The following is a 23,084-nucleotide window of genomic DNA, read 5'->3' on the forward strand; positions in this document are numbered from 1 at the left end:
GACGGGCTGTCCGGCGGCGTCACGGGCGGCAGTTCAGGAGTGGGAGGCACCCCGGCAGTGGCGGGCGTGGGCGAGCAGCGCTTCCACCTGGACCCCGACCTCCGCGGCGTCGCGCACCGGGGCCGGGAAGAGGAGACGGGCGTCGCGGTGGCCCTGGGCGTACTCGTAGCGGAGGGTGAAGCCGTACCGGTCCATGGCGTACGGGCGGACGTCGACCACTCCGCGGCGCACCTCGGGGGCGGCGAGGCGGGCGAGCCGGGCGACCACGTCGCGGTGGTCGTCGTCCAGATGGCCCAGCATGGCCGCTTCCTGGAGCGCGAGGGCGTCCGGTTCCGCGCGGAACACCTCGTCGAGGCCCACGTGTTCGACGCGCCCGTGCCACTGGATGCTGACGCGCGCCGGGTCCAGGCCCAGGACGATGGTGTTCCCGTGCCCCCGCCCGGACTGTGTCAGCCAGCCGGACAGCGTGGCTCGGGCGCGGATCCGGTCCCTTGCGCGGACGGGTGCGACGTCGGTGAACTCCACAAGAGCGCCCAGCGCGCCGTGCGGAGCGCACACCATCTCCGCGGCGAGCGGCGTGTCTTCGGGCACACGCAGCGTGAGCCGCCCGTTCTCGACCGTGTGCATGGCGATGAGGTCGTAGGACGCGCCGGCGGTGGTCAGGCTGAGCGAGCCCGCGGCGGCGACGACAGAGCGGATCCGCTCCGCGTGGGACAGCTCGGCGGTGCGGGCAGGGGCGACTGCCATATCGTCTCCTTAGGTTAGGCTTGCCTAAGTTAGCACTCTCCGGGGCTCCGTGTCCCCGACCCGCCGAGAAATCGGAAGCCCGGCGCCGGGTGCATCAGGAAGTCGCGGTGGGAGATGTTCCAGGCGTACGCGCCGGCCAGGGCGAAGACCACCCGGTCCCCCGCCCTGAGCCCGGCCGCCTCCAGCCCCCGGGCGAGTACGTCCTTCGGCGTGCAGAGCTGACCGGCGACCGTCACCCGGCCACCCACCGCCGCCGGGCGCGGCCACGGGTGCGGCCACGGCTCGACGGGCACGACCTCCGCCGGCTGGTCGTGCCCCTTGGCGGCCGGTGTCCGCAGGTGGTGGGTGCCGCCGCGGACCACGGCCACGTCCTCCCCGTGGCTGCGTTTCACATCCAGTACGTCGGTCACGTACCAGCCGCAGTAGGCGGTCAGGGCACGGCCGGGCTCGACGCGCAGGCGCACGCCGGGGTGACGCCGGGCCAGGGCGTCCAGGCCCGCACCGTACGTTGCCCAGTCGAAGCGGTCGGCGGGTCGGGTGTAGTCCACGGCCATGCCGCCGCCCACGACGACTTCCGGCAGGGCCGTCCCGTGGCGGCGGGCCAGGCCGGCCGCCGCGTCCACGATCGCCTCGGCCACCCGCAGCAGTGCCTCGGCGGGCAGACCGCTGGCCAGGTGCGCGTGGACGCCGGCTGCTTCGAGCCCGGGGCAGTCGTCGCCGGTGAGCAGGCGGAGTGCTTCGGATGCCTCCTCGGTCCCCATGCCGAAGGGAGTGGGGCGGCCTCCCATCGTGAGGGCGCTGCCTGTCAGCGTCCCTTCGGGAACGTCCGGGTTGACGCGGAGCAGGACCCGGGTGGGAGGGCGGCCCGGCACGGAGGAGCGGTCGGCGAGCGCCCGGAGCATCCTCACCTCGTGGAGGCTTTCGGCGTGCACCCGCTCCACCCCGGCCGCCAGTGCGGCAGCGAGCTCGTCAGGGGTCTTGCCCGGGCCGGAGAAGGCGAGGGGCTGCCCCGGCACGGCAGTGCGGACATGGGCGAGTTCGCCGCCGGAGGACACCTCGAAGCCGTCGGTCCACGGGGCGAGGGTGGCGAGGACCTCCGGTTCGGGGTTGGCCTTCGCCGCGTAGTACAGCTCCACTGTGCGCGGGAGGGATGCGCGCACCGCCGCCGCGTGGAGGTCCAAGGCCGTCAGGTCGTACACGTAGCAGGGCAGTTCACTCGTCCTGAGGGCACGGGCCTCGGCCCGCACGGCAGGGTTGAGGAGGGATGGGGGCACCGGTGATCCGTTCGTCGTTGGCGGGCAGGACTGCTGGCCGGCGGTGAGCGGCGCAGGGTCAGGGGGCGTGCTCCCCCTCGGCAGAAGGTCGCGGGGCCAGCGGGGACGGCAGGCGGACGTACCCGGCGTCGCGGTCCGCCGAGCGGCGCCAGCGGGTGAGCAGATTAGCCTTGGCCGGCAGCGGTGCCCCCGCAAGCAGTGCGCTCAGCTGGGGCGGTCGGCCGAGGGAGTCGGCGCTCTGTTCCAGCGTGGTGCGCACCTGCTGCCAGAGGACGGGTTCGGTCTCGGGGTGCAGGTCGGCGACGGCGGCGAGGAGTTCGGCGAGGTGGTTGACGATCAGGCAGTAGACGACCCGGTCCCAGCCGCGCCTCCGGTCGTACGTGAGGGGCCCGGCGACCTCGCGGGGGAGCCTGCGCAGCGCCGCGGCGTGGTGGCCGTGCAGGAGCTTGGTGCCTTCGAGGTCGCGGAAGAGGACCCGCTCCGGGAAGCCGTCGCGGCCGACGCAGACGACGACGTTCTGGAGGTGCGGTTCGAGGACCACGCCGTGGCGGAAGTACGCGGTCAGGACGGGCGGGACGAGCAGGGCGGTGTAGCGGCGCCACCACTCGGCGGCCTCATCGGGTCCGGCGTCGGCCAGGAGTTCGGAGACCCGGCCGGGGCCGAGCGGGTACTCGTCGGCAACGGCCGCGGCCAGCAGGGGGGTTGTGCCCGCGGGAGTGTGACGGGCGAGGCCCTCCCGGACGATCACACCGAAGCCTTCGAGCAGGGTGCGGTCGGGGCGACCGTCGGCGCCGGGGAGGGCGAGCGAGCGGTAGGCGGGCTCGCGGAGCACGGCGGCCGAGGGGTGGCGCCGGGCGAGGTCGGCGAGGACGGGGGCGAGCAGCCGGGTCAGCGCGACGGCACCGGTGAGCTCGTACGAGGCGTTCTTCCGCAGGCAGTTGGTGATGCGCACGTCCAGGCTGAACTTCAGAAAGGCGTGCCCGTCGTGGACCGTACGCACGGAGGCGGTAGGGGTGACGGGTGCCCCTGCCGGACCGAGGTCGAGCACGTCCCGACGGGCAAGGGCGGCCAGCAGAGCGGGGTGGCCGCCCAGCAGTCGGTACTGCCAGGGGTGCGCGGGCAGCAGCCGGTACCCGGGCGGTGCCTCTCCGGCCCGGTCGAGTGCCGCCGCTCCCCCGGGCTCGGCGGTCTCCTCGACGAGAAGCCCCTCCCGGACGGCGAGCAGCCGCAGCGGGAAGCGGGCGCCTTCCTCCGGCGCGTACGCGGTCCAGGCTTCGGGGTCGCCGCCGTGCGTCTTGGGCGTGGGGTGGAAGCGGTGGCCGAGGAGCAGGGACTGCTCGGAGGCGAGGTAGACGGCGAGCGGATCCGGCCGGGCCACCGGGTCCCCGGGGGCGGAGGCGGTGACCCGGCGGGCGAGGGCGCCGGCGACCGCACGGTGGCTGGCGGCCACTTGGGCCAGGAACTCGTCGTTCTCCGTGCCGGTGCGCAGGGAGAGTTCGGCGTGCACCAGTTCGGCGAGCCGCTGCCATCCGATCGTCGTCCACGCGCCGCCCGGCAGGCTCTCCCGGATGCTCACGGGGCCGGTGAAGCGGTGCGCGCCCAGGAGGGAGGCGCGGCGCACTCCGACCCGCAGAAGCGTGTCGTGGTGTGGCAGGCGCAGGACCAGTCGGCCGTCGGCGAGGGTGCGGTCCTGCGGCGCGGTCGCCTCACGCAGCAGGCAGTTGAGGAGGGTGTGGCCGACCGCTTCGTCGGCGGTGGGCGGGTGTACCGGTGTGTGGGCCGGGGTGCGGGGCGTGGTGGTGCTGGGCATCGGCGTTCATGCCTTCCGCAAAAGGTAGTTGGGGCCGGTGGTGTAGTGCTTGTTGATGTCCGCGGCGCCGGACCGGGCCTTGGTGAGCAGGGTGCCGGCCGTCACCATGGCCTTCACGGGCAGCTCGGGTGCGTCGAGCACGCGGGCGCGCAGCACGGCCGCGGCGTCGGGCCGGGTGGCGGCGGTCCGGTCGATCGCCTCCGCGAGCCGGTCGCGTACCAGCCCGAGCAGCCGGTCGAGGGGCGCGGTGCCGTGTGCGGCGAGGCCGAAGGCCAGGGAGCCCGCGCACAGATGGACGGTGATGGTGGTGAACAGGTCGGCGACAGGCGCGTCCTGCGTGCCGCAGATCCGCCCGTCGGCGAAGCCGAGGCTGTCACCGGTGGGCTCCGCGCACCCCCATGCCTCGGCGAGCCGCCGGGTGTGGACGCGCGGACCGTCGTTGTCCTTGAGGAGCAGCCGGGGCCCGTCCGTTGCGCCGCCGAGCACGAGGGAGATGTTCTGCTGGTGGGACTCCAGGGCGACTCCGTGGCCGAAGAGGGTCGTCTGCCAGTCCAGCAGCAGGGTCAGAACGGCGTCGGCGAGGGCGACCGGGTCGCCACCGTGGAAGCGGTCGGCCAGGTGCTCGATGACCGGGCGCCCGTCGGGGGCGGGAGCCGGCAGTGCGGCGAGCGGCAGGACGGCGGCGTCGTCGAGTCCGGCCGGCTGGGTGCGGCGGAGTACGGCGAGAAGTTCGTGTCCGGCGTGGGCGTAGCGGGTCTCGTCGGCGAGCAGGACGCGCCCCGCGAAGCGGGGTTCGCGGCGCAGGACGCCCTCCAGGAGGCGCTGCCCGGCGGCACCGTCGCGCAGTGAACCGGGGGTGACCGTACGGCGGTTGAGCAGCCCCAGGGTGGCAGTGGCGAGGGGGAGTTTGAGGTGGGTGTCGGGCCGGCCCGCGAGCGCGACGGTCCGCATGGAAAGGGTCGGTACGACGTCGAGCAGAGGCCCCTCGGCGAGGACCGCGTGCCCGGCGAGACCGGTCTCGGCCAGGGCATCGCGGAGTCGGCCGGCGGCGGTGAGGGGGTGGACGGGCAGCAGGACGTGCCCCTCGTGGTGGCTGCCGGGCAGTCCCAGCTCGGCGGGCGTGGGCCAGCCGTCGTGCAGGGGTTCCGCTCCGGTTTCCGAGGCGCTGTACGCGGCCGGGATCACTCCGGAGGCGGTGCCGGGTGCCAGGGTGACCCGCCCGGCGGGCAACGACAGCCAACGGAGCGGGAACCGGGGGTGGAACTCGGGTGCGTACGCGCGCAGTTCCCGTTCCCCCATGCCCTTCCGGCCGCGGGACACGGGGTGCACGGGGTGGTCGGTCCGGGCGGCGAGGGTGTCGTGGGCGAGGGCTCCGGTGTGGCCGCGCCAGTGGGCCGGGCGGTTCCCGTGACTGTCCGACAGGCGGGCGAGGACCGGGGCCCGGGTCGCGGCGTGCAGTCGGCGGGCCGCGAGGTCGCTGCGGCACTCCTCGGCGAAGGCCGCGTAACCGGGCGCGTCCCCGGGTGCGGCGAGCCGGGCCAGGGCGGCGAGCACCTCGTCGGTGGTGGTCAGGTCGGTGCCGTCCGGTTCCTGGTGCAGGAGGGGCAGCCGGGCGCCCCAGGTCCCCTGGAATCCGTCCTGGCGCACGGCGAGGAGCAGGGCGCGGCCGGGACCGGTGGCGAGCCGCAGCCAGGGGCCGTCGGCCCGGTGGTGGAGGGTGGTGCGGGTGCGCAGCCCTCCCACGTCCTCGCGCAGCAGGGCACTGAGAACGCGCAGCAGTTGGTGGGCCGCGTCGGGGTCCGCGACGGCCGGGAGTTCGGCGGTGCCGGGCCTGGCCTCTCCCGATTCGTCCGGGGTGAGGGTCCGGTCGGCGGTCACGGGGTGATCTCCCACCGCTGGGCGGCGAGGAACGCGTCGGCGGCGCGGTCCACGGAGTCCTGGTCGGGGCCGATGGTCCGCAGGATGCCCAGGTAGTCGCGGTTGGTGCGGTGCAGCGGGTGGCGCTCACCGGTCGGGCGCATGGGCCGGTAGGTGAGGCGCACGTCTCCCTCGGCCCGGTCGACCGCGCCGGGCGCGGAGGCGAGCACGCCTGCCCGGTCGGCGCACGGGGAGTCGATCCGGGCGGCCCGGTCCGTGCGGGCACCGAGGCTCTCCGGCAGGCCCTCGCCCAGATGGGTGGCAAGGATGTGGTCGAAGAGCGGGATGTCGAGCAGTTCGGCGAGAAGCAGGTCGCCGTGGTCGCCGATGGCGCGGTAGTTCACCTCGATGATGCGCGCCCGGCCCTCGTGGACGACGAACTCGGTGTGACAGGCACCGAAACCCACGCCGAGCAGCGCGAGCTGTTCGAGGATCTGCTCGCGTACGGGGGCGGGGTGGTCGGGGACGTAGGTCAGCCGCTGTTCGATGAAGTGGGGCGGAGGCGAGAGACGGGTGTGGAATCCGCCGAGTACGTGCAGGCGCCCGCCGTCGCCCAGGGTCTCCAGGGTGTACAGCTCGCCGGGCAGGAACTCCTCGACGACCAGGGCGGCGTCCGGTCGGCGTGCACGGATCTCCTCGCACAGCCTCAGCAGTTCGGCGGGGCCTTCGGCGCGTACGACGTCTTCGCTGGCGACGCCGTCGCGCGGTTTCACGACGCAGGGATAGACCACTCCCCCGACCTCTCCCCCGGCATCGACGCACCCGGCCGGCGGCTGTCCGGGGAGGATCTCGACGGCACGGACGGGTTCCGCCCCGGCGGCTGCGAGGTGGCGGCGCATCAGGGCCTTGTCCTTGGTGCGCAGCGCGGCCCGCCAGTCCTTGCCGGGCAGGCCGAAGAACTCGGCTGCGAGCGCGCCCTGCGTCTGGAGGTGGTCGCTGTTGGTGAGGACGGCGGCGGGCTGCCCGCGCCGGGAGATGTGTGTGATCACGGCGCGGTGGTCACGGACGTCGCAGGCGGCGACCTCCACGTCCGGCCCGAGGTCACCGGGTGGCCCGTACGCCCCTGGCTGGTCGGTGAGCAGTGTCACGGACAGGCCGAGCCGCCCGGCAGCCGGGAGGAAGCCGCTGATGACCGAGTCGGTCGGATTGAGGGCAAGCAGGTACGTCTGCATGGGCGGTCACTTCCGGCGCGCTGATACGACGAGAAACGGAGCTTAGGTTAGGCAAACCTACTTTTACCAACTGGTCGACACGCACGGGGGGTTCGTCGAACCGATGCCTGATCAGTAGTAAGGTGAGCCTCCCCTAAGTCACTCCTTCCGCCGGGGCTGCCGCCCTTACCGCGGATCGCGCCCTTCGAACGTGTGCACCCCTCTAGGAGCCTTTCGTGATCCTCGCCCCGGCACCGGCGTCCCTCCGGCCCGCCGAGAGCTCCTCCGCCCTCCTCGCCTCCACCTACCGCCGCCTCACCGATCTCTGCCCGGGTCTGGACGCAGAGGTCGCCGAGCCGGGTGCACCGGCAGGTCAGAGTTGGGTCGACGTCGCCGAACTGGCGCTCCGGCCCGGGTTGCTGGACGCCTTCCTCGAAACGGAGGCCGCCCGGATCGCGGAGCGCTACGACCACCGGGCCCGCCCCGACGTGGTGGCCTCCCGACTGTTGCACGACTGCCTCTGGTCGCTGTGCCTGCTGCTCAGCGGGCCCTGGTACCTGGACCGCCGGGTTCCGCTGCCCCGCCCGGAGGATGTGCGGATCGGCCGGTGCGAGGACCGGTACCAGGTGGTTCCGGGTACGTTCGCCTGTCTGCCGGGCGACCCCGCGGAAGGACTCCCAGGGGTGCGCCGGGTGTCCGACGAAGCCGCGCTCGGCGACGCGTTGCGGACGGCCGTCGCCGATCTGGTGCGCCCGCTGTGCGCGGCACTCGGCCCCCGGGTGCGGCGCGGGCCCCGGGCGCTGTGGGGCATGGTCGAGGACGACCTCGTCTCGGGCATCTGGTACGTGGGCCGCATGCTCGGCGAGGAGGAACGGGCGGTCGCCGCGGCCGGACGGCTGCTGCCGGGACCGGTCCCGCCGTTCCCCGCCGGCGCCGGCTTCCGGCACCTGACGGACACGGACGGAAGGTCGCACCCGACCCGGGACCGGGCGGGCTGCTGCCTCTACTACACGATCCGCCCCGCGGAGGCGTGCGACACCTGCCCCCGCACCTGCGACGCCGAACGGCTGAACCGCATCGAAGCGGAAGGGACCCCGGCCGCCGGGTGACACCGCCCGCATGACGGAAGGCCGGCCCGGGAACCTCGCCCGGGCCGGCCTTCCGTCATGACGAAGCCGGCGTCAGCCGATCTCGATGAGCAGATCGCCCGCCTCCACCTGCTGGATCTTCCCGATCGCGAGACGCGCGACCGTGCCCGCACGCTGGGCGGTGATGGAGGCCTCCATCTTCATCGCCTCGATGGTGGCGACCGTCTGACCCGCCGACACCGAATCGCCCTCCGCCACCTGGAGCGTCACGACGCCCGCGAACGGTGCGGGGACATGCCCGTCGTTGCCCCGCTCGGCCTTCTCCGCGGCCTTGACCTCGGTGGCTACGGACGTGTCCCGCACCGCGACCGGGCGCAACTGGCCGTTGAGCGTGGCCATCACCGTACGGAAGCCACGTTCGTCGGCCTCCGAGATCGCCTCCAGCTCGATCAGCAGCGTGACACCGGCGCCCAGGGTGACCGTGTGCTCGGTGTCCGGCTCCAGACCGTAGAAGAAGTCCTGCGTGGGCAGTACGGACGTGTCGCCGTAGGCCTCGCGGTGGGCGTCGAACTCCTTGGTCGGGCCGGGGAACAGCAGCCGGTTCAGCGTCGCCTGCCGGTTCCGGCCGAGTCCCTCGCGGTCCTCCTCCGACAGGGTCGCGGCCTCGGACTGCGCGGGGCGGCCCTGGAGTGCGCGCGTACGGAACGGCTCGGGCCAGCCACCGGCAGGGTCGCCCAGCTCGCCGCGCAGGAAGCCGACCACCGAGTCCGGCACGTCGAACTTGCCGGGGTCGGACTCGAAGTCGGCCGCACTGACCCCGGCCCCGACCAGGTGCAGGGCGAGGTCGCCCACCACCTTCGACGAGGGGGTCACTTTGACCAGCCGGCCCAGCATCCGGTCGGCCGCCGCGTAGCAGTCCTCGATCAGCTCGAAGCGGTCGCCGAGGCCGAGCGCGATGGCCTGCTGACGCAGGTTCGACAGCTGACCACCGGGAATCTCGTGGTGGTAGACACGCCCGGTGGGCGAGGCCAGTCCCGACTCGAAGGGTGCGTAGACCTTGCGCACGGCCTCCCAGTACGGCTCGAGTCCGCCGACCGCGTCGAGCGACAGCCCGGTCGCGCGCTCGGTGTGGTCGGTGGCCGCGACGAGCGCGGACAGCGACGGCTGGCTGGTGGTGCCCGCCATCGAGGCGACGGCGGCGTCGACGGCGTCCACGCCCGCGTCGATCGCGGCGATCAGCGTGGCGAGCTGGCCGCCGGCGGTGTCGTGGGTGTGCAGATGCACCGGAAGGTCGAAGCGCTCGCGCAGCGCGGTCACCAGGGTGCGTGCGGCGGGCGGGCGCAGCAGGCCGGCCATGTCCTTGATGGCCAGGACGTGCGCGCCGGCCTCGACGATCTCTTCCGCGAGGCGCAGGTAGTAGTCGAGCGTGTAGAGCTGTTCGGCCGGGTTCGACAGGTCCGCGGTGTAGCAGAGGGCGACCTCGGCGAGCGCCGTGCCGGTGGACCGTACGGCGTCGATGGCGGGACGCATCTGCGAGACGTCGTTGAGCGCGTCGAAGATCCGGAAGATGTCCATGCCGGTCGACGCGGCCTCGGCGACGAAGGCTTCGGTCACCTCGACGGGGTACGGCGTGTAGCCGACGGTGTTGCGCCCGCGCAGCAGCATCTGCGTACAGATGTTGGGCACCGCCTCCCGCAGGGCCGCGAGCCGCTCCCAGGGATCCTCGGCGAGGAAGCGCAGGGCCACGTCGTAGGTGGCGCCGCCCCAGCACTCCAGGCTGAGGAGCTCCGGTGCGGTGTGGGCGACGTGCGGGGCGACGGCCAGCAGGTCGCGCGTCCTCACCCGGGTGGCCAACAGGGACTGGTGTGCGTCGCGGAAGGTCGTGTCCGTCACCGCGACGGCCCGCTGCGCACGCAGCTCCGCCGCGAACGCCTCCGGCCCGAGTGCCGCGAGGCGCTGCCGCGATCCTTCGCGGAAGGGTGTGCCCGGGGAGACGGAAGGGAGTTTGAGGGCCGGGTCGATGACCTGGGGACGCGGGCCGTGGGGACGGTTGACCGTCGTCTCGGCGAGGTACGTGAGCATGCGGCTTCCGCGGTCCGCCGAGGGGCGCGCCCGGATCAGTTCGGGGTGCTCGGCGATGAAGCTGGTCGTGATGCGGCCCTCGCGGAAGCCGGGGTGGTCGAGCACCGCGCCCAGGAAGGGCAGGTTGGTGGCGACCCCGCGGATACGGAACTCGGCGATCGCCCGACGTGCGCGGCGGGCGGCGTTGGCGAAGTCGTGTCCGTGGCAGGTCAGTTTGACCAGCATCGAGTCGAAGTGGGCGGACACTTCGGCGCCGGTGTGGACGGTGCCGCCGTCCAGCCGTACCCCGGGGCCGCCCGGGGAACGGTACGCGGAGATGGTGCCGGTGTCGGGACGGAAGCCGTTGGCAGGGTCCTCGGTGGTGATACGGCACTGCATGGCGGTGCCGTTGAGCACGATGTCGTCCTGCGTCAGGCGCAGTTCCGGAAGCGACTTCCCCGCGGCGATCCGCAGCTGCCCGATCACCAGGTCCCGTCCGGTGACCTGCTCGGTGACGGTGTGCTCCACCTGGATGCGGGGGTTCATCTCGATGAAGACGTGGTTGCCGCGCTCGTCGACCAGGAACTCCACGGTGCCCGCGTTGACGTACCCGATGTGCTTGGCGAACGCCACGGCGTCGGCGCAGATGCGCGCGCGCAGCTCGGGGTCGAGGTTCGGCGCGGGCGCGATCTCGACCACCTTCTGGTGGCGCCGCTGCAGCGAACAGTCCCGCTCGTACAGGTGGACGACGTTGCCCTGGTTGTCGGCGAGGATCTGCACCTCGATGTGGCGCGGGTTGATGACGGCCTGCTCGAGGAAGACGGTGGCGTCACCGAACGCCGACTCCGCCTCGCGCATCGCCGCGTCGATCGACTCCCGCAGCTCGGCGGGCTCGGCGACACGCCGCATTCCCCGCCCGCCGCCACCGGCGACGGCCTTGACGAACACCGGGAACCCGATGGAGTCGGCCGCGTCGACCAGCGTGTCCACGTCGGTGGACGGCTCCGACGACTTCAGTACGGGAACACCGGCCTCGCGGGCGGCCGCCACGGCGCGGGACTTGTTGCCGGTCAGGTGCAGCACGGAAGCGGGCGGTCCGACGAAGGTGATCCCGGCCTCGGCGCACGCGGCGGCGAGGTCGGGGTTCTCCGACAGGAAGCCGTATCCGGGATAGACGGCGTCGGCACCCGCCTTGCGTGCGGCCTTGATGACCTCGTCGACCGAGAGGTAGGCCCGCACCGGGTGGCCCTTTTCGCCGATCTGGTAGGCCTCGTCGGCTTTGGCACGGTGGAGCGAATTGCGGTCCTCGTGGGGGAACACGGCCACGGTGGAGATGCCGAGCTCGAACGCCGCACGGAACGCGCGGATCGCGATCTCGCCCCGGTTGGCGACCAATACCTTGCGGAACATCAATGTCCCCTGTCGTGTTGCGGGCACAGCGGCCCCAGGTGGCGATGTCATTCCGGCTGCCGGGATCGGCATCCGCTGTCCCCGTGGACGGTACCGATCAGTAGCGGTGGCGTCGATCTCCCACCAGCGGGAGATAGCTCACGCCGGTAGGAGATACCTCACGCCGGCGGAATCAGGCGCCGGCACCGTTGACGCGGCGTTCCGGCCGGGAGTTTCCCGGACGGTTCCGGAAAACGTGAGCCCACGGGCGGCCCGGAGCCGTGAGGGGCGGTCGAACGCCGACGCGCCGTCAGGGCCGAACTGCGGTCCAGGGCCCAGGAGGTACGGCCGGGCCTGTCACCTGCGGATCAGGACGCCTGGACGCAGGACGGGCACAGACCGCGGTAGGTGACCGCGGCTTCGGACACCGTGAAGCCGAACCGCTCGTCGACCGGGAGGTCGGCCAGCGGATCGCCGGTCGGGTGAACATCCCGGACGGTGCCGCATTCGGAGCACACCAGGTGCTGGTGCGGGCGGTGTGCGTTGGGGTCGAAGCGCTTGGCACGGCCGTCGGTGGAGACCTCGATGACCTCACCGAGGGCGACCAGCTCGCCGAGGGCGTTGTACACGGTCGCGCGGGAGATCTCGGGCAGCCGCTGTACCGCACGTGCGTGCACCTCGTCGGCGGTGAGGTGCACGTGGTCGCCGTCGAGCACCTCCGCGACGACACGCCGCTGGGAGGTCATACGCCAGCCACGTCCTCGCAGTCGCTCCAGCAGGTCACTCATATCGGTTCACCTATTCAGCCTTGGCGGGATACCCGACGTCCACCGGTGGGTGTCCGGGCTCCGATTGAGTACGAGTCTGGTGTTCTTGTTGACCTGGACTCTATCCATCGTAGGATCAGTTCCGGCGATAGCCAAGGGACAGGAAGACTCCAGTACGGCAGGAGACAGAGACGTGACGGGACCATCACCAAGGACCTGCGCGGTGCCGGCCCGCGGATGACCAGGTCCTGGACGAGTCCCCCACGTATGGACCGCGGCGGGACGCGCCTGGTGCTCGCCGGCATCGGCCGAGCGGCCGGCGAGGCCCCCCAGGACCGGCCGCGTTCGACCGCACGGCTTCTCGCTCGGCAGGACCGAGGTCACTCATTCCTGTGCCCCGACCGCTCCACCGCCCGCAGTTCCTGAGCAACGCGATCCGCCCAGTCCGGAAGGATTCCCATGTCCGAGAACCATGACGCAATCGTCGCCGACGCGAAGACAGAGGGCGGAGGTGGCTGCCCCGTCGCGCACGGGCGCGCCCCGCACCCGACCCAGGGCGGCGGAAACCGGCAGTGGTGGCCGGAGCGGCTCAATCTGAAGATCCTCGCCAAGAACCCCGCCGTGGCCAATCCCCTCGGCGAGGAGTTCGACTACGCCGAGGCGTTCAAGACCCTCGACCTCGCGGCCGTGAAGCAGGACATCGCGGAGGTGCTGACGACCTCGCAGGACTGGTGGCCGGCAGACTTCGGCAACTACGGCCCGTTCATGATCCGGATGGCGTGGCACAGCGCGGGCACCTATCGGATCAGCGACGGCCGCGGCGGCGCCGGGGCCGGGCAGCAGCGCTTCGCCCCGCTCAACAGCTGGCCGGACAACGGGAACCTCGACAAGGCCCGCCGCCTGCTGTGGCCGGTCAAGAAGAAGTACGGCCAGAGCCTCTCCTGGGCCGACCTCATGATCCTCACCGGCAACGTCGCCCTGGAGCAGATGGGCTTCGAGACCTTCGGCTTCGGCGGCGGCCGCGCGGACGTCTGGGAGCCCGACGAGGACGTCTACTGGGGTCCCGAGACCACCTGGCTCGACGACGAGCGCTACACCGGCGACCGGGAGCTGGAGAACCCTCTCGGTGCTGTCCAGATGGGCCTCATCTACGTCAACCCCGAAGGCCCCAACGGCACGCCGGACCCGCTCGCCGCGGCCCGCGACATCCGTGAGACGTTCCGCCGGATGGCGATGAACGATGAGGAGACGGTCGCCCTGATCGCGGGTGGCCACACCTTCGGCAAGACCCATGGCGCGGGCCCGGCGGAGAGCGTCGGCGACGACCCCGAGGCAGCGCCGATCGAGGCGCAGGGCCTCGGCTGGAGCAACTCCTTCGGCACCGGCAAGGGCGGGGACGCGATCACCAGCGGCCTCGAGGGCATCTGGACGAACACCCCGACCACGTGGGACAACAGCTTCTTCGAGATCCTGTTCGGTCACGAGTGGGAGCTGTTCAAGAGCCCCGCCGGCGCGCACCAGTGGCGGCCGAAGGACGGCGCCGGGGCGGGTACGGTCCCCGACGCCCACGACCCGTCGAAGAGCCACGCTCCCACGATGCTGACGACGGACCTCTCGCTCCGCATCGACCCGGCCTACGAGGTGATCTCGCGGCGCTTCCTGGCGAACCCCGCCGAGTTCGCGGACGCCTTCGCGCGCGCCTGGTTCAAGCTGACCCACCGCGACATGGGCCCCGTCGTGCGCTACCTCGGCCCGGAGGTTCCGGCGGAGACGCTGGTGTGGCAGGACCCCCTCCCCGCCGCGACGCACCAGCCCGTCGACGCCGCGGGCATCGCTTCTCTCAAGGAGCTCGTTCTCGCCTCGGACCTGACGGTGTCCGAGCTCGTCTCCACCGCGTGGGCTTCGGCCTCGTCCTTCCGGGGCAGCGACAAGCGCGGCGGCGCCAACGGCGCGCGCATCCGCCTCGAGCCGCAGAACGGCTGGGCGGTCAACGAGCCCGACGGGCTGGCCACGGTGCTGCGCAAGCTGCAGGGGATCCAGGAGTCCTTCAACTCCGGCCGGACCGACGGCACGCAGGTCTCGCTCGCCGACCTGATCGTGCTCGCCGGCGCCGCAGGCGTCGAGAAGGCGGCGAAGGACGCCGGCTTCGACGTCGAGGTCCCGTTCACACCGGGCCGTGTGGACGCGTCGCAGGAGCAGACCGACGTGGAGTCCTTCGCCGCGCTGGAGCCGACCGCCGACGGGTTCCGCAACTACCTCGGCAAGGGCAACCGGCTGCCGGCCGAGTACCTGCTGCTCGACCGGGCGAACCTGCTGACCCTGAGCGCCCCCGAACTGACGGTCCTCGTCGGTGGGCTCCGCGTCCTGGGTGCGAACCACCAGCAGTCCTCGCTCGGTGTCCTGACCGCGACCCCCGGTTCGCTGACCAACGACTTCTTCGTCAACCTGCTCGACCTGGGCACGACGTGGAAGGCGACGTCCGAGGACGCGAACACCTTCGAGGGCAGCGACGCCACCACGGGTGAGGTCAAGTGGACCGGCACCCGCGCCGACCTCGTCTTCGGGTCGAACTCCGAGCTGCGCGCTGTCGCGGAGGTCTACGCGAGCGACGACGCGAAGGAGAAGTTCGTGAACGACTTCGTCGCGGCGTGGAACAAGGTGATGGACCTCGACCGGTTCGACCTCGTCTGATCCTGCTGTCCGGGCCGGCTGTCACCGGCCGGCCCGGACGGCACGTCCGCGGCCCCGCCCGAACGTGCTGTCCGGCGGGGATCCCTGCCGGCAGTGAGTGATTGACGGAAGCATTTGGGCGATGTGACGATACGCCGATGCCTGCTCTGCACGCACGGATGGCTGTCCGCCGCGGTGACTTCACCGGCGCCGTCGTCGCTCGCTGTGCGGCGGAGGTGCCGTTCTACGGGGAACTGCCGCGCCGGACGCTCGAAGGTGAAGTGACGCGGTCGATCACCGCGGTGCACGATCTGCTGCTGCGGGCGCTGCGTGAGGACGGCGTGATGGGCCCGGGTGACCTGACCCGCCTCATCGAGTGGTCGGGGCGCCGGGCCGAGGAACGCGTTCCCCTGGAGGCGGTGATCGCCGCCTATCTCATCGGTGCCGAGGTGTGGTGGCAGGTCCTGGCCGAGACGGCGGAGCCCGAGGAGCTGACCGGCGCGGGAGCGAAGTTGCTGGCCTGCCTGCACGCGGCCATGCCTGCTGTCGTGCTCGCTCACCGGAATGCCCAGGAGGACATCCACAGCGAGGACAAGCGGGTACGGCGGGCGCTGCTGACCGCTCTGCTGGCCGGACGGCCGTACGAAGACCTGGCGGAGGCGGCACAGGTCACCGTGGTCGGCGGGCATGAGGTTGTCGCCCTGGCCTTCGAGTCGAGTCCGCCGTCCAGGCTGGTGCAGTCGTCGCTCGAGGCCCTCGCGGGCGTCCCGGTGCTGATGGATCACGTCGCCGGGATCGCGCTGCTGCCCGGCAGTTGCGACCTGTCCGGGCTGCCCGATTCCCTCGGGAAGGACGTGGGGCAGTCCGTGTTCGCGGCTGCTGCCCCGGCCGTGGAGCCGACGGCCGTTCCTGCCGCGGCGGCGGAGGCGGGGCGCGTGCTCGACCTCGTACAGCGCTTGGGACGACCGCCCGGGTTGTACCGGCTCGATGACGTGCTGCTGGAGTACCAGCTCGCGCGTCCCGGAGACGCGTTGCTGCGGCTGGCGGCCAAGCTCGACCCGCTGGCGGACCATCCGTACCTGCTGGAGACACTGCGTGTGTTCGTCGACCACGGGCACAACCGCCGCCGGAGCGCGTCCGAGCTCTGCATCCACCGCAACACGCTGGACTACAGATTGCACCGGGTGAGCACGCTGACCGGGTTGGACCTCACGGTCCCGGCCGAGGCGCGGCTGCTCCAGGCGGCACTCGTCGCCGCGGACCTCACCTGACCGGGAGGCGGCCCGCGGGACCTGACAGCACGGCCGGGCCGGCGCTACAGCCAAGCCCGCAGCTCCTCCTGCCGCGGTGCCAGGACCGTACCCGTGCCCGGATGGTCGAAGACCATGACCGGCCGGCGTGCGTCCCACGCGGACCAGCCGGGGTCCCCGGAGGTGGCGAAGTCGACCCACGCCCGGTGCATGGCGTCGGCCAGCGGCTGAGGGGCGTCCGGCCCCGTCAGTGACTCGCCGTGGCGGAGGTTGTCGAAGACGAAGCCGATCTCCAGGGCGTGGCACGCACCCAGTCCCAGAATCGGCGAGCGCCAGGCGAACTCGTAGAGGAACGTGCGGGCCGGCCGGGAGTCGGCAAGCCGGTTGAGGGGCCCGCGCAGCAGGAGGTCCGTGGCCATCTCTCCGAGGATCACCCCCGGCTTCGCGCCCCGACGGGAAGCCCGGTAGAGCCGTGCCACCCGGCCCGGGATCCGGAACTTCAGCAGTGCCAGCCGCAGCGTGAGCCGGCTGGTGCGGTCCACCGCCCCACCGGGCACGAACCACAGGCGGTACTCCTCCCGGTTGCAGCCCAGCAGCAGGTCGACCGACGGAAGCGGTGGATCGGCCGGCACCACGTCGTCGTCGACCACGATATGGAAGCCCGGCCCGCCGCTGATCGGATCGGCCCTGCCGACCACGGCGTCCTGCACATCGAGCAGCCGCTCGCGGTCCACCGCGGCGAACTCCTCCGCCGTGGCGGGCACACGCAGCTCCTTCGCCATCGCCCTCACGGTCTTCGAGCCCTGACCGCGCGTCACGGTCTGCGGGGGGCCGCTCTGCAGGATCGCCCGGTGGAACAGGCCGGCCGCGCGGGGGCTGGTCATCAGGGCGGCGATGCTGACGGCTCCTGCGGACTCGCCGCACACGGTGACGCGTGCGGGGTCTCCGCCGAAGGCCGCGATGTTCTCCTTCACCCAGGTCAGAGCGGCGATCTGGTCCAGCAGCCCGCGGTTGTCGGGCGCGTCGGGGAAGACACCGAACCCTTCGACCCCGAGCCGGTAGTTGATCGAGACGAGGACCACTCCGTCGCGTGCGAAGGCGCGGCCGTCGTACAGCGGCATGGCGGCCGAACCGTTCCGCAGGGACCCCCCGTGGATCCACACGATCACCGGCAGCGGTGCCCCACCTGCATCGCCACCGGTATCAGGAGTCCAGATGTTGAGGTGGAGACAGTCCTCCCCCGCGATGTCCACCTCGGGGATCAGCTGGTCGAGGGGCGGCCGGTAGGGGCGTTGCGGAGCGATCGGCCCGTACTCCAGCGCGTCACGAACCCCTTCCCACGGTTCGACGGGCGCGGGGGCACGGAACCGGTGGACGCCGAAGGGCGCGGCGGCGTAGGGGATCGCGAGGAAGGTGGCGACTCCTCCGCGGACGCGGCCTCGGACCTTCCCTCGGCAGGTGGTCGCGATGATGTCCATGTCCGTCCTTTCACGAGCGATGCCCGCCTTCCCTGTCGGGGGGCGACAGGGAAGGCGGTGACGAGGTGGATCCGAGGGTTACGGGGCGGTGGCCGGGACGCTCAGGGCCAGGCTGTTCCGCCGGACGTCGGACCAGGTGGTGGTGTCGGTGCAGATGCCGCAGCCGGGGCCGAAGAACTGGGCACGGGCCGTCCCGTCGCCCATGAGATGGGCACGGAACCACGCGGTGGTCGGAGCGGCGAACGGACCGGGGTCGCCGACGACCGTGAAGTGATCGGCCCCGCGCAGCTCGCCGTAGAGGGCCGGGATGTGGTCGGCGGCGTCGTAGAAGGCCTTGACGAGGAAGGGGAAGACGATGCTGTCCTTCTCACCCGCCAGGAGGAGCGCGGGTACGTGCACCGCGTCGATGTCGGCCAGCGGACCGGGCTGGATCGGCAGGATGGTGTCGATGCGGGGGTCCGCTCCGACGACGATGGCGGCCGCACCGCCCTGAGAGTGACCCGATGCGCCGATGTGTTCGAGGTCGACATGGTTGAGGAAGATGCTGGCCGGGTCGGCATTCCTGCGGGTGAGCATGTCGATGCCCGCCCGCATGGAGATGCCGAGGTTGGACTGCGGGGTGTTCGCCGCGGCGACGATGAAGCCCTGACTGGCCCAGTGGAGCAGCAGGTCCCGGTAGACGAGGGGAATGCCGTTGGTGCCGTTGCCCCACACGATCACGGGGTGGCGGCGATCGCTGCTCGCGATGTCGCGCGGGTAGTACAGGGTGGTGATCGCTCCGACTTCCACAGTGGTGGCGTAAGGGCCTGGGGCACCGAAGTCACCGGTGGCCGCGGCCGTCGGGGCGCCCACGGGGGTGGATGCCGACGCTGCGCCCGCGCCGACCGATGCGGACAGGACGAGCGTGAGTGCGGCCAACGGGACGAGCAGATTCCTTCTCCACAGCACGGCGACTCCTGACGTCAGGGGTTCACCGAGTGATTCATCCGGATCACTTCGGTGTCTGACCGCACATCCTGTGGGAGTCGTCGGGCACCGTCTCTGCGCAATCGCGGCAATCACCGGCGTCAGAGTTCGTGCAACATGCCGAGAGTCGCCGGCCCGGCGGTGGTGCCATGCTAAGGGCTGTCCCGGACGTGACATCGCGGCCCGCCGGCGAGGCCCGAGCGCGCCGGCGGCCCGTCGTACGGAGTACTCCTCGTCAGCCGCCTGTCGCCGTGGTGGTGAAGCGGTCGCCACAGATACGGAGTTGGGGGGCGCGCAGGGTGAGTGCCTCCGTGGAACCGGGCGGATAGACCCTCAGGTAGTCGGGCCGGTCCCAGCAGCCCGAGTCCTCGATTCCCTGATTCAGTGTGTGCAGGGTGACGCCCGCGGTCCTACCGGGTCCGATCACGGTCTGGTCCCGCATTCCGCCCTCGCGCCCGGCCGGAACCCCGATCACGCTGCCGTCACGCTTGATCAGTGAGACACCGGGGAAGCCACGCAGCGTGCATGAGGCCTGGGACTTGTTCTCGAACGTGAGCCGGTAGTAGACCTGCCCCGCTCCCGCGTCGGCACGGCCCAGACTCATGCCCAGACCTTCGGCCCTGCAGCGCCGGGAACCCGGCCCGGCCGCCGCAGGCTCCGAACCGGCTGAGTCGTCGGGGGCGACCGCGGCCGCTGCGGGGAGGGAGGAGGACACGTCGGAGGGGCGTTCCTTGCCCGGTGCGGTACTGCCGGGCGCGGCAGACGTCGCCCCGATCGGTTCGGACGTGCCCGAGGCACCGGCGCAGCCGGCCGCCACGAGGGTGATCGAAACGATGGCGATCGGGGCGAGGACATGCCGACGGAGCATCCGAGCCCTCCGGTCGGTCCTCCGGCTCCGCGGCCGGAACAATCGCTGGGACTGCGACGGGGTGGTGCGCGCGTGTGAGCCCATACCTGTCGCCTGCTCAGTTTCGCGCCGCCCGAACCTGTCCGTGCGAAAAGACGCATAGCCCCGTACCGCGCAGAACGGCGCCTCGGCCGAGCCGCGCCCGCGGGACTCGTCGTTCACGTTCCGCACGTGCACTCGCGCCCCGTACGCCGGGCGCGAGTGCACGTCTTTCGGCAGGCTGTCAGACGGCGGTCCCGGTCTCCTGACGTTCCACGCCGATGACCTTGCGGTACACGCGGGCGCCGTCGCCGTAGTCGTCCACGGCGTAGTGCCAGGTCGCCTGGTTGTCCCACAGCACGAAGTCCCCGGGGTTCCAGCCGAGCCGGATGGTGTAGTTCGGCGAGGAGGCGTGCCTGAGCAGATGGTCGAGCAGCGCCTTGCCCTCCTCGGGCGTGACGCCTGTGAGGCCGAGTGCCGAGGTGCTGATGAACAGGCCCTTCCGCCCGGTGTCGGGGTGTTCGAGGACGACGGGATGCTCGACGGTCTCCGTGACGGCGGTCCGCGTGCTGCCCTGTGCATAGTTCTGCGGGTCGGCGTCGTAGACGGCGCTCACCGATGCGAGCAGCACCTTGAACGGCTCCGACAGGTCGTCGTACGCCGTCTGGAGATCGGCCCACAGGGTGTGCCCGCCGAGTTCGGGCACCTCCTCGTAGGTGAGTGACTCGATGGCGAACACGGGGCTCCGCCACAGCCCGCCGATGTGCCAGGTGCTCGCCTTGCCCGTCTGCCGGACGTTGTAGGGGTAGACCAGCGGGTTGGCGGCGTCCTTCGCGGCGGTGGGGTGGTCGAACGGTTCCGCGAAGATGTCCACGGCCCTGACGTGCTGATCGGGCGTCAGGTTCTGGTTCCGGAACACCAGCACCTTGTGTTCCCGGAAGGCATGGCGCAGGAGGTCCGCGGTCTCGGCGTCGACGGTGTCCGTGAGGTCGACCCCGATGACCTCGGCTCCGAACCTCGGTCCTACGCGCCGTATTTCATGACTGGTGACAGTGGTCATGCCCATCTCTCTCCGTTGTCGTGCGGGACGACGCACACCCCCGCAGCGGGGGCGTGCGAACGGTGAGGTCCTGCCCTGTCCGATCTCTGGACCGGATCAGAACGGTGCCTGGGTTCGTCGACAGAGGGACGCGTCGGTACGCGCCAGATCCACATGCAATCTGCGGTACAGGGCCGGGGAGGTCACCCGACCACGGTAGTCGGACCGGTTCGCTGCGGGCGAGGGAGCGTAGGCGCTCCGGGCCTGTTGGCAGCCCGCTTCGGGGGGCCGGACATCCCTTGGGCGCAGGTCGGGCGGCATCGTTGCACTCTTATGAACATCGACGGTCGAGTGCCACCGCCTTCATCGTGCGTGCGCTGCTGGTCGGCGTGGTGATGACGGGCGGGATGCTCCGGTGATCGCCGGCCTCGTGAGCCCCACTGACGAGAACGACGGCGCCTCCGATGGCAACGAGGATCCAGCCGAAGACGCCGCTCCCCTGCGGTCGACAGCCGACCCGGGAGGATTGTGCGCCTTGGGCAGCTGGACTACGTTTACAAGCCGCCCTTCGGCCTGACCCGCCCGGCCGAAGTCGTTCCCCTCAGCGGACTCTCGCACTCCTCGAACCGAAAGGCGTAAGTCACACCTATGACGCCCGCTGTCTATGCGCGCACGAAGAAGATTGTCCAGGTTCTGATCTGGATCGGCCTTGGACTCATGCTGTGGGGAGGCGCCGCGTGGTGGACGAACCACGATGAAGTCGGGAAATGCGGTGATGACGTGATGAGGTCTGGCGATGTGTGCAACTCCATCAGTTCTCATGGCGGGAGTTCGGCGACGTACGAAGAAGCCATCCAGGACAAGCAGGACCTTCTTCTTCTCGACAAGGCGCTCGTCGGGGGCGGTGCTGCCGTGTTCGTCCTGTCCGCGGCCGGCCTGATCGCGCTCAACCGAAGGGAGTAGGGGCTGCCTGACACCGGGGGCGTGGGTGGACGCGAGCTGCCGTCCAACCCAACGTCGTGGGTGCAACTGACCGATGTGGAGTCGGAGTTCATCGGCCCATGCTGCCGTCGGTGAGTAAGGTCCGTATCCCGAGCGACTGCGGCAGCAGTTCGAAGGGGGATCCGGCCGTTCAGGACAGGTGGGCAGTGGCGGGAGATGCCGGCGGACCTCGGCGCCTGGTCGACCGTCCACAACCGCTTCTGACAGTGGCGTGACGCCGGGGGCTTCGAGGCGTTGCTGGACGGGCTGATCGCGATACCGTCACGCCCTGGAGAAAGCCGCCGCCGAGGAGGAGAAGGCCAGGTCAAAGGGGGCGTTCCCGAAGGACGACCCCCGACAGCTACCTCGGCGGCCTCGACCTGCGAGCCTCAATGATCCGGGTCAAAGACCTCACCCGAACCACCTCATGATCCCGACTCGAAACCCGCCCTAGGAACTGGTCCGGCACAGTTGCCGGTCCACGAGTGTGGTCATGGCCCGCTGGGTGTCCCGGTTGCCGTCGCTGGTGCCGTACACCACGGCGGTCCGGGTCCCGTGCCGGGTGGTGCCGGCCCAGGTGACGTAGCCGAGCAGTTCGCCCCGGTGACCGAAGTAGCTGCCGCCACAGGACAACGGGATCTCGGCCAGACCGAGTCCGTAGTTCACACCCAGCTCGGGCGCGGGCTCGGTGGCCGTCATCTCGTCGAGTTGCGCCGGAGCCAGCAGCCGGCCGCCGAGCAGCGCGGCGTAGAACCGGTTGAGGTCGTGCGTGGTGCTGATGATCGAGCCGGCGCCGACGGCCATACTCGAATCGAGTGCCGTGACGTCGGTGCCTGTGTCGGTGCCGAACGTGGCGTAGGCATGAGCGTGCGGGCCCAGGATGAACGGGAAGGTGCCGGGCGTACTCGTGTCCCTCAAGCCCAGCGGTCGGATGACCCGGTCCCTCACCTCCTGAGCCCAACTCCGGCCGCTGACCTTGTGAATGATCATCGCGGCGAGAACGTAGTTGGTGTTGGAGTAGGACCAGCCCTTGCCCGGGGAGAACTTGGGCGTGTGCCGCATCGCCGTCCTCACCAACTCCTCGGGGGTGTAGGTGCGGAACCGCTCGGCCCGGTAGCCGTCCGCGCTGTTCAGCGCGGCTATCTCCGGCCCGACATCACGGATGCCGCTGGTGTGCTGCAGCAGCTGCCGCACAGTGATCCGGCTGCCGTCGTTGCCGTTGCCCCGGACCACTCCGGGCAGCCACTGCTCGACGGTGTCCTCCAGGGACATCCGTCCCTCGCCGACGAGTTGCAGCACGACTGCGGCGGTGAAGGTCTTGGTGGCGCTGCCGATCCGGAACCTGCCGTTGCGTGGCATCGGCCTCCTGGTGCCCGTCCCGGCCGTCCCCGCACGCGCGGTGTCATGTGTGCCCGGTGACGTCACCTCGGCGGACACACCGACGGTCCCGGTGTCGTGGATCGCGTCCACCTGCTGTTGGAGCGGATCGGTCCGCTGGGGTTTCGCGACCGCCGGCATCCCGGTCGATGCGGCGATGAGGACCGCGGCCAGACCGCTCAGGGCGAGCAGGTCCCGCCGACGCCTTGCTAACACGTGCATGATGATCCTCT

16 protein-coding genes and 1 pseudogene are annotated in these 23,084 nt (G+C 71.3%); 5 read left to right on the forward strand and 12 right to left on the reverse strand.

Features of this window, described 5'->3' with window-relative positions; all coding sequences use genetic code 11:
- Positions 1-33: 33 nt before the first annotated feature.
- From OG257_RS03085 to OG257_RS03105, 5 genes are read right to left on the reverse strand one after another with little or no spacing between them, the layout of a single operon-like run.
- The gene (locus OG257_RS03085) at positions 34-747 is read right to left on the reverse strand and encodes a DUF2470 domain-containing protein (RefSeq protein ID WP_329204485.1); all 714 of its coding nucleotides are present in this window, start codon (positions 745-747) and stop codon (positions 34-36) included.
- Positions 748-776: 29 nt separating this feature from the next.
- Positions 777-2,021: a type III PLP-dependent enzyme gene (locus tag OG257_RS03090; protein ID WP_329204486.1), complete on the reverse strand. Its 1,245-nt coding sequence runs from the start codon at positions 2,019-2,021 to the stop codon at positions 777-779.
- A gap of 58 nt (positions 2,022-2,079) precedes the next feature.
- Positions 2,080-3,831 (reverse strand): IucA/IucC family protein, encoded by a 1,752-nt coding sequence (locus OG257_RS03095; RefSeq protein WP_329204487.1) that lies wholly within the window; start codon positions 3,829-3,831, stop codon positions 2,080-2,082.
- A gap of 6 nt (positions 3,832-3,837) precedes the next feature.
- The gene (locus OG257_RS03100) at positions 3,838-5,709 is read right to left on the reverse strand and encodes an IucA/IucC family protein (protein ID WP_443054254.1); all 1,872 of its coding nucleotides are present in this window, start codon (positions 5,707-5,709) and stop codon (positions 3,838-3,840) included.
- Positions 5,706-6,920, reverse strand: a complete 1,215-nt coding sequence (locus OG257_RS03105) for an ATP-grasp domain-containing protein (protein ID WP_329204489.1) — start codon at positions 6,918-6,920, stop codon at positions 5,706-5,708. Before OG257_RS03105 ends, OG257_RS03100 begins: the two co-directional genes overlap by 4 nt.
- A gap of 215 nt (positions 6,921-7,135) precedes the next feature.
- Here OG257_RS03105 and OG257_RS03110 point away from each other — a divergent pair, with 215 nt between their 5' ends.
- A complete protein-coding gene (locus tag OG257_RS03110; protein WP_329204491.1) occupies positions 7,136-8,008 on the forward strand; it encodes a (2Fe-2S)-binding protein in 873 nt (290 codons plus the stop codon).
- Between the two features lie 72 nt (positions 8,009-8,080).
- Here the strand turns inward: OG257_RS03110 and OG257_RS03115 are convergent, their stop codons facing one another.
- Together OG257_RS03115 and OG257_RS03120 are read right to left on the reverse strand one after the other, a co-directional pair.
- On the reverse strand, positions 8,081-11,458 hold the full coding sequence (locus OG257_RS03115; RefSeq protein WP_329204492.1) for a pyruvate carboxylase: 3,378 nt from the start codon (positions 11,456-11,458) through the stop codon (positions 8,081-8,083).
- A gap of 347 nt (positions 11,459-11,805) precedes the next feature.
- Entirely contained in the window at positions 11,806-12,225 is a 420-nt protein-coding gene (locus OG257_RS03120) for a Fur family transcriptional regulator (protein ID WP_329204494.1), read from the reverse strand.
- Between the two features lie 438 nt (positions 12,226-12,663).
- Between OG257_RS03120 and katG the strand changes: the two genes are divergently transcribed.
- Together katG and OG257_RS03130 are read left to right on the forward strand one after the other, a co-directional pair.
- Positions 12,664-14,895 carry a catalase/peroxidase HPI gene (gene katG, locus OG257_RS03125; protein WP_329204496.1) on the forward strand — a complete coding sequence of 744 codons (2,232 nt, stop codon included), beginning with the start codon at positions 12,664-12,666 and terminating at the stop codon, positions 14,893-14,895.
- A 137-nt stretch (positions 14,896-15,032) separates the two neighbouring features.
- Positions 15,033-16,145, forward strand: a complete 1,113-nt coding sequence (locus tag OG257_RS03130; protein WP_329204498.1) for a PucR family transcriptional regulator — start codon at positions 15,033-15,035, stop codon at positions 16,143-16,145.
- Between the two features lie 44 nt (positions 16,146-16,189).
- Here the strand turns inward: OG257_RS03130 and OG257_RS03135 are convergent, their stop codons facing one another.
- The 4 genes from OG257_RS03135 to OG257_RS03150 form a co-directional block, all read right to left on the reverse strand.
- Entirely contained in the window at positions 16,190-17,602 is a 1,413-nt protein-coding gene (locus OG257_RS03135) for a carboxylesterase/lipase family protein (RefSeq protein WP_329204500.1), read from the reverse strand.
- Between the two features lie 78 nt (positions 17,603-17,680).
- On the reverse strand, positions 17,681-18,550 hold the full coding sequence (locus tag OG257_RS03140) for an alpha/beta hydrolase family protein (protein WP_329204502.1): 870 nt from the start codon (positions 18,548-18,550) through the stop codon (positions 17,681-17,683).
- 253 nt (positions 18,551-18,803) lie between these two features.
- Entirely contained in the window at positions 18,804-19,436 is a 633-nt protein-coding gene (locus OG257_RS03145; RefSeq protein WP_329204504.1) for a DUF4232 domain-containing protein, read from the reverse strand.
- A 262-nt stretch (positions 19,437-19,698) separates the two neighbouring features.
- Entirely contained in the window at positions 19,699-20,514 is an 816-nt protein-coding gene (locus OG257_RS03150) for a TauD/TfdA dioxygenase family protein (RefSeq protein ID WP_329204506.1), read from the reverse strand.
- Between the two features lie 627 nt (positions 20,515-21,141).
- Between OG257_RS03150 and OG257_RS03155 the strand changes: the two genes are divergently transcribed.
- A complete protein-coding gene (locus OG257_RS03155) occupies positions 21,142-21,456 on the forward strand; it encodes a hypothetical protein (RefSeq protein WP_329204508.1) in 315 nt (104 codons plus the stop codon).
- Between the two features lie 118 nt (positions 21,457-21,574).
- Positions 21,575-21,774: pseudogene (locus OG257_RS03160) on the forward strand (transposase); the annotation flags it as partial.
- A 150-nt stretch (positions 21,775-21,924) separates the two neighbouring features.
- Here the strand turns inward: OG257_RS03160 and OG257_RS03165 are convergent.
- Positions 21,925-23,073, reverse strand: coding sequence for a serine hydrolase domain-containing protein (locus OG257_RS03165; RefSeq protein WP_329204510.1), 1,149 nt, complete (start codon positions 23,071-23,073; stop codon positions 21,925-21,927).
- Positions 23,074-23,084 lie beyond the last annotated feature (11 nt).

It is taken from the genome of Streptomyces sp. NBC_00683 (genome assembly GCF_036226745.1).
GTDB lineage: Bacteria > Actinomycetota > Actinomycetes > Streptomycetales > Streptomycetaceae > Streptomyces.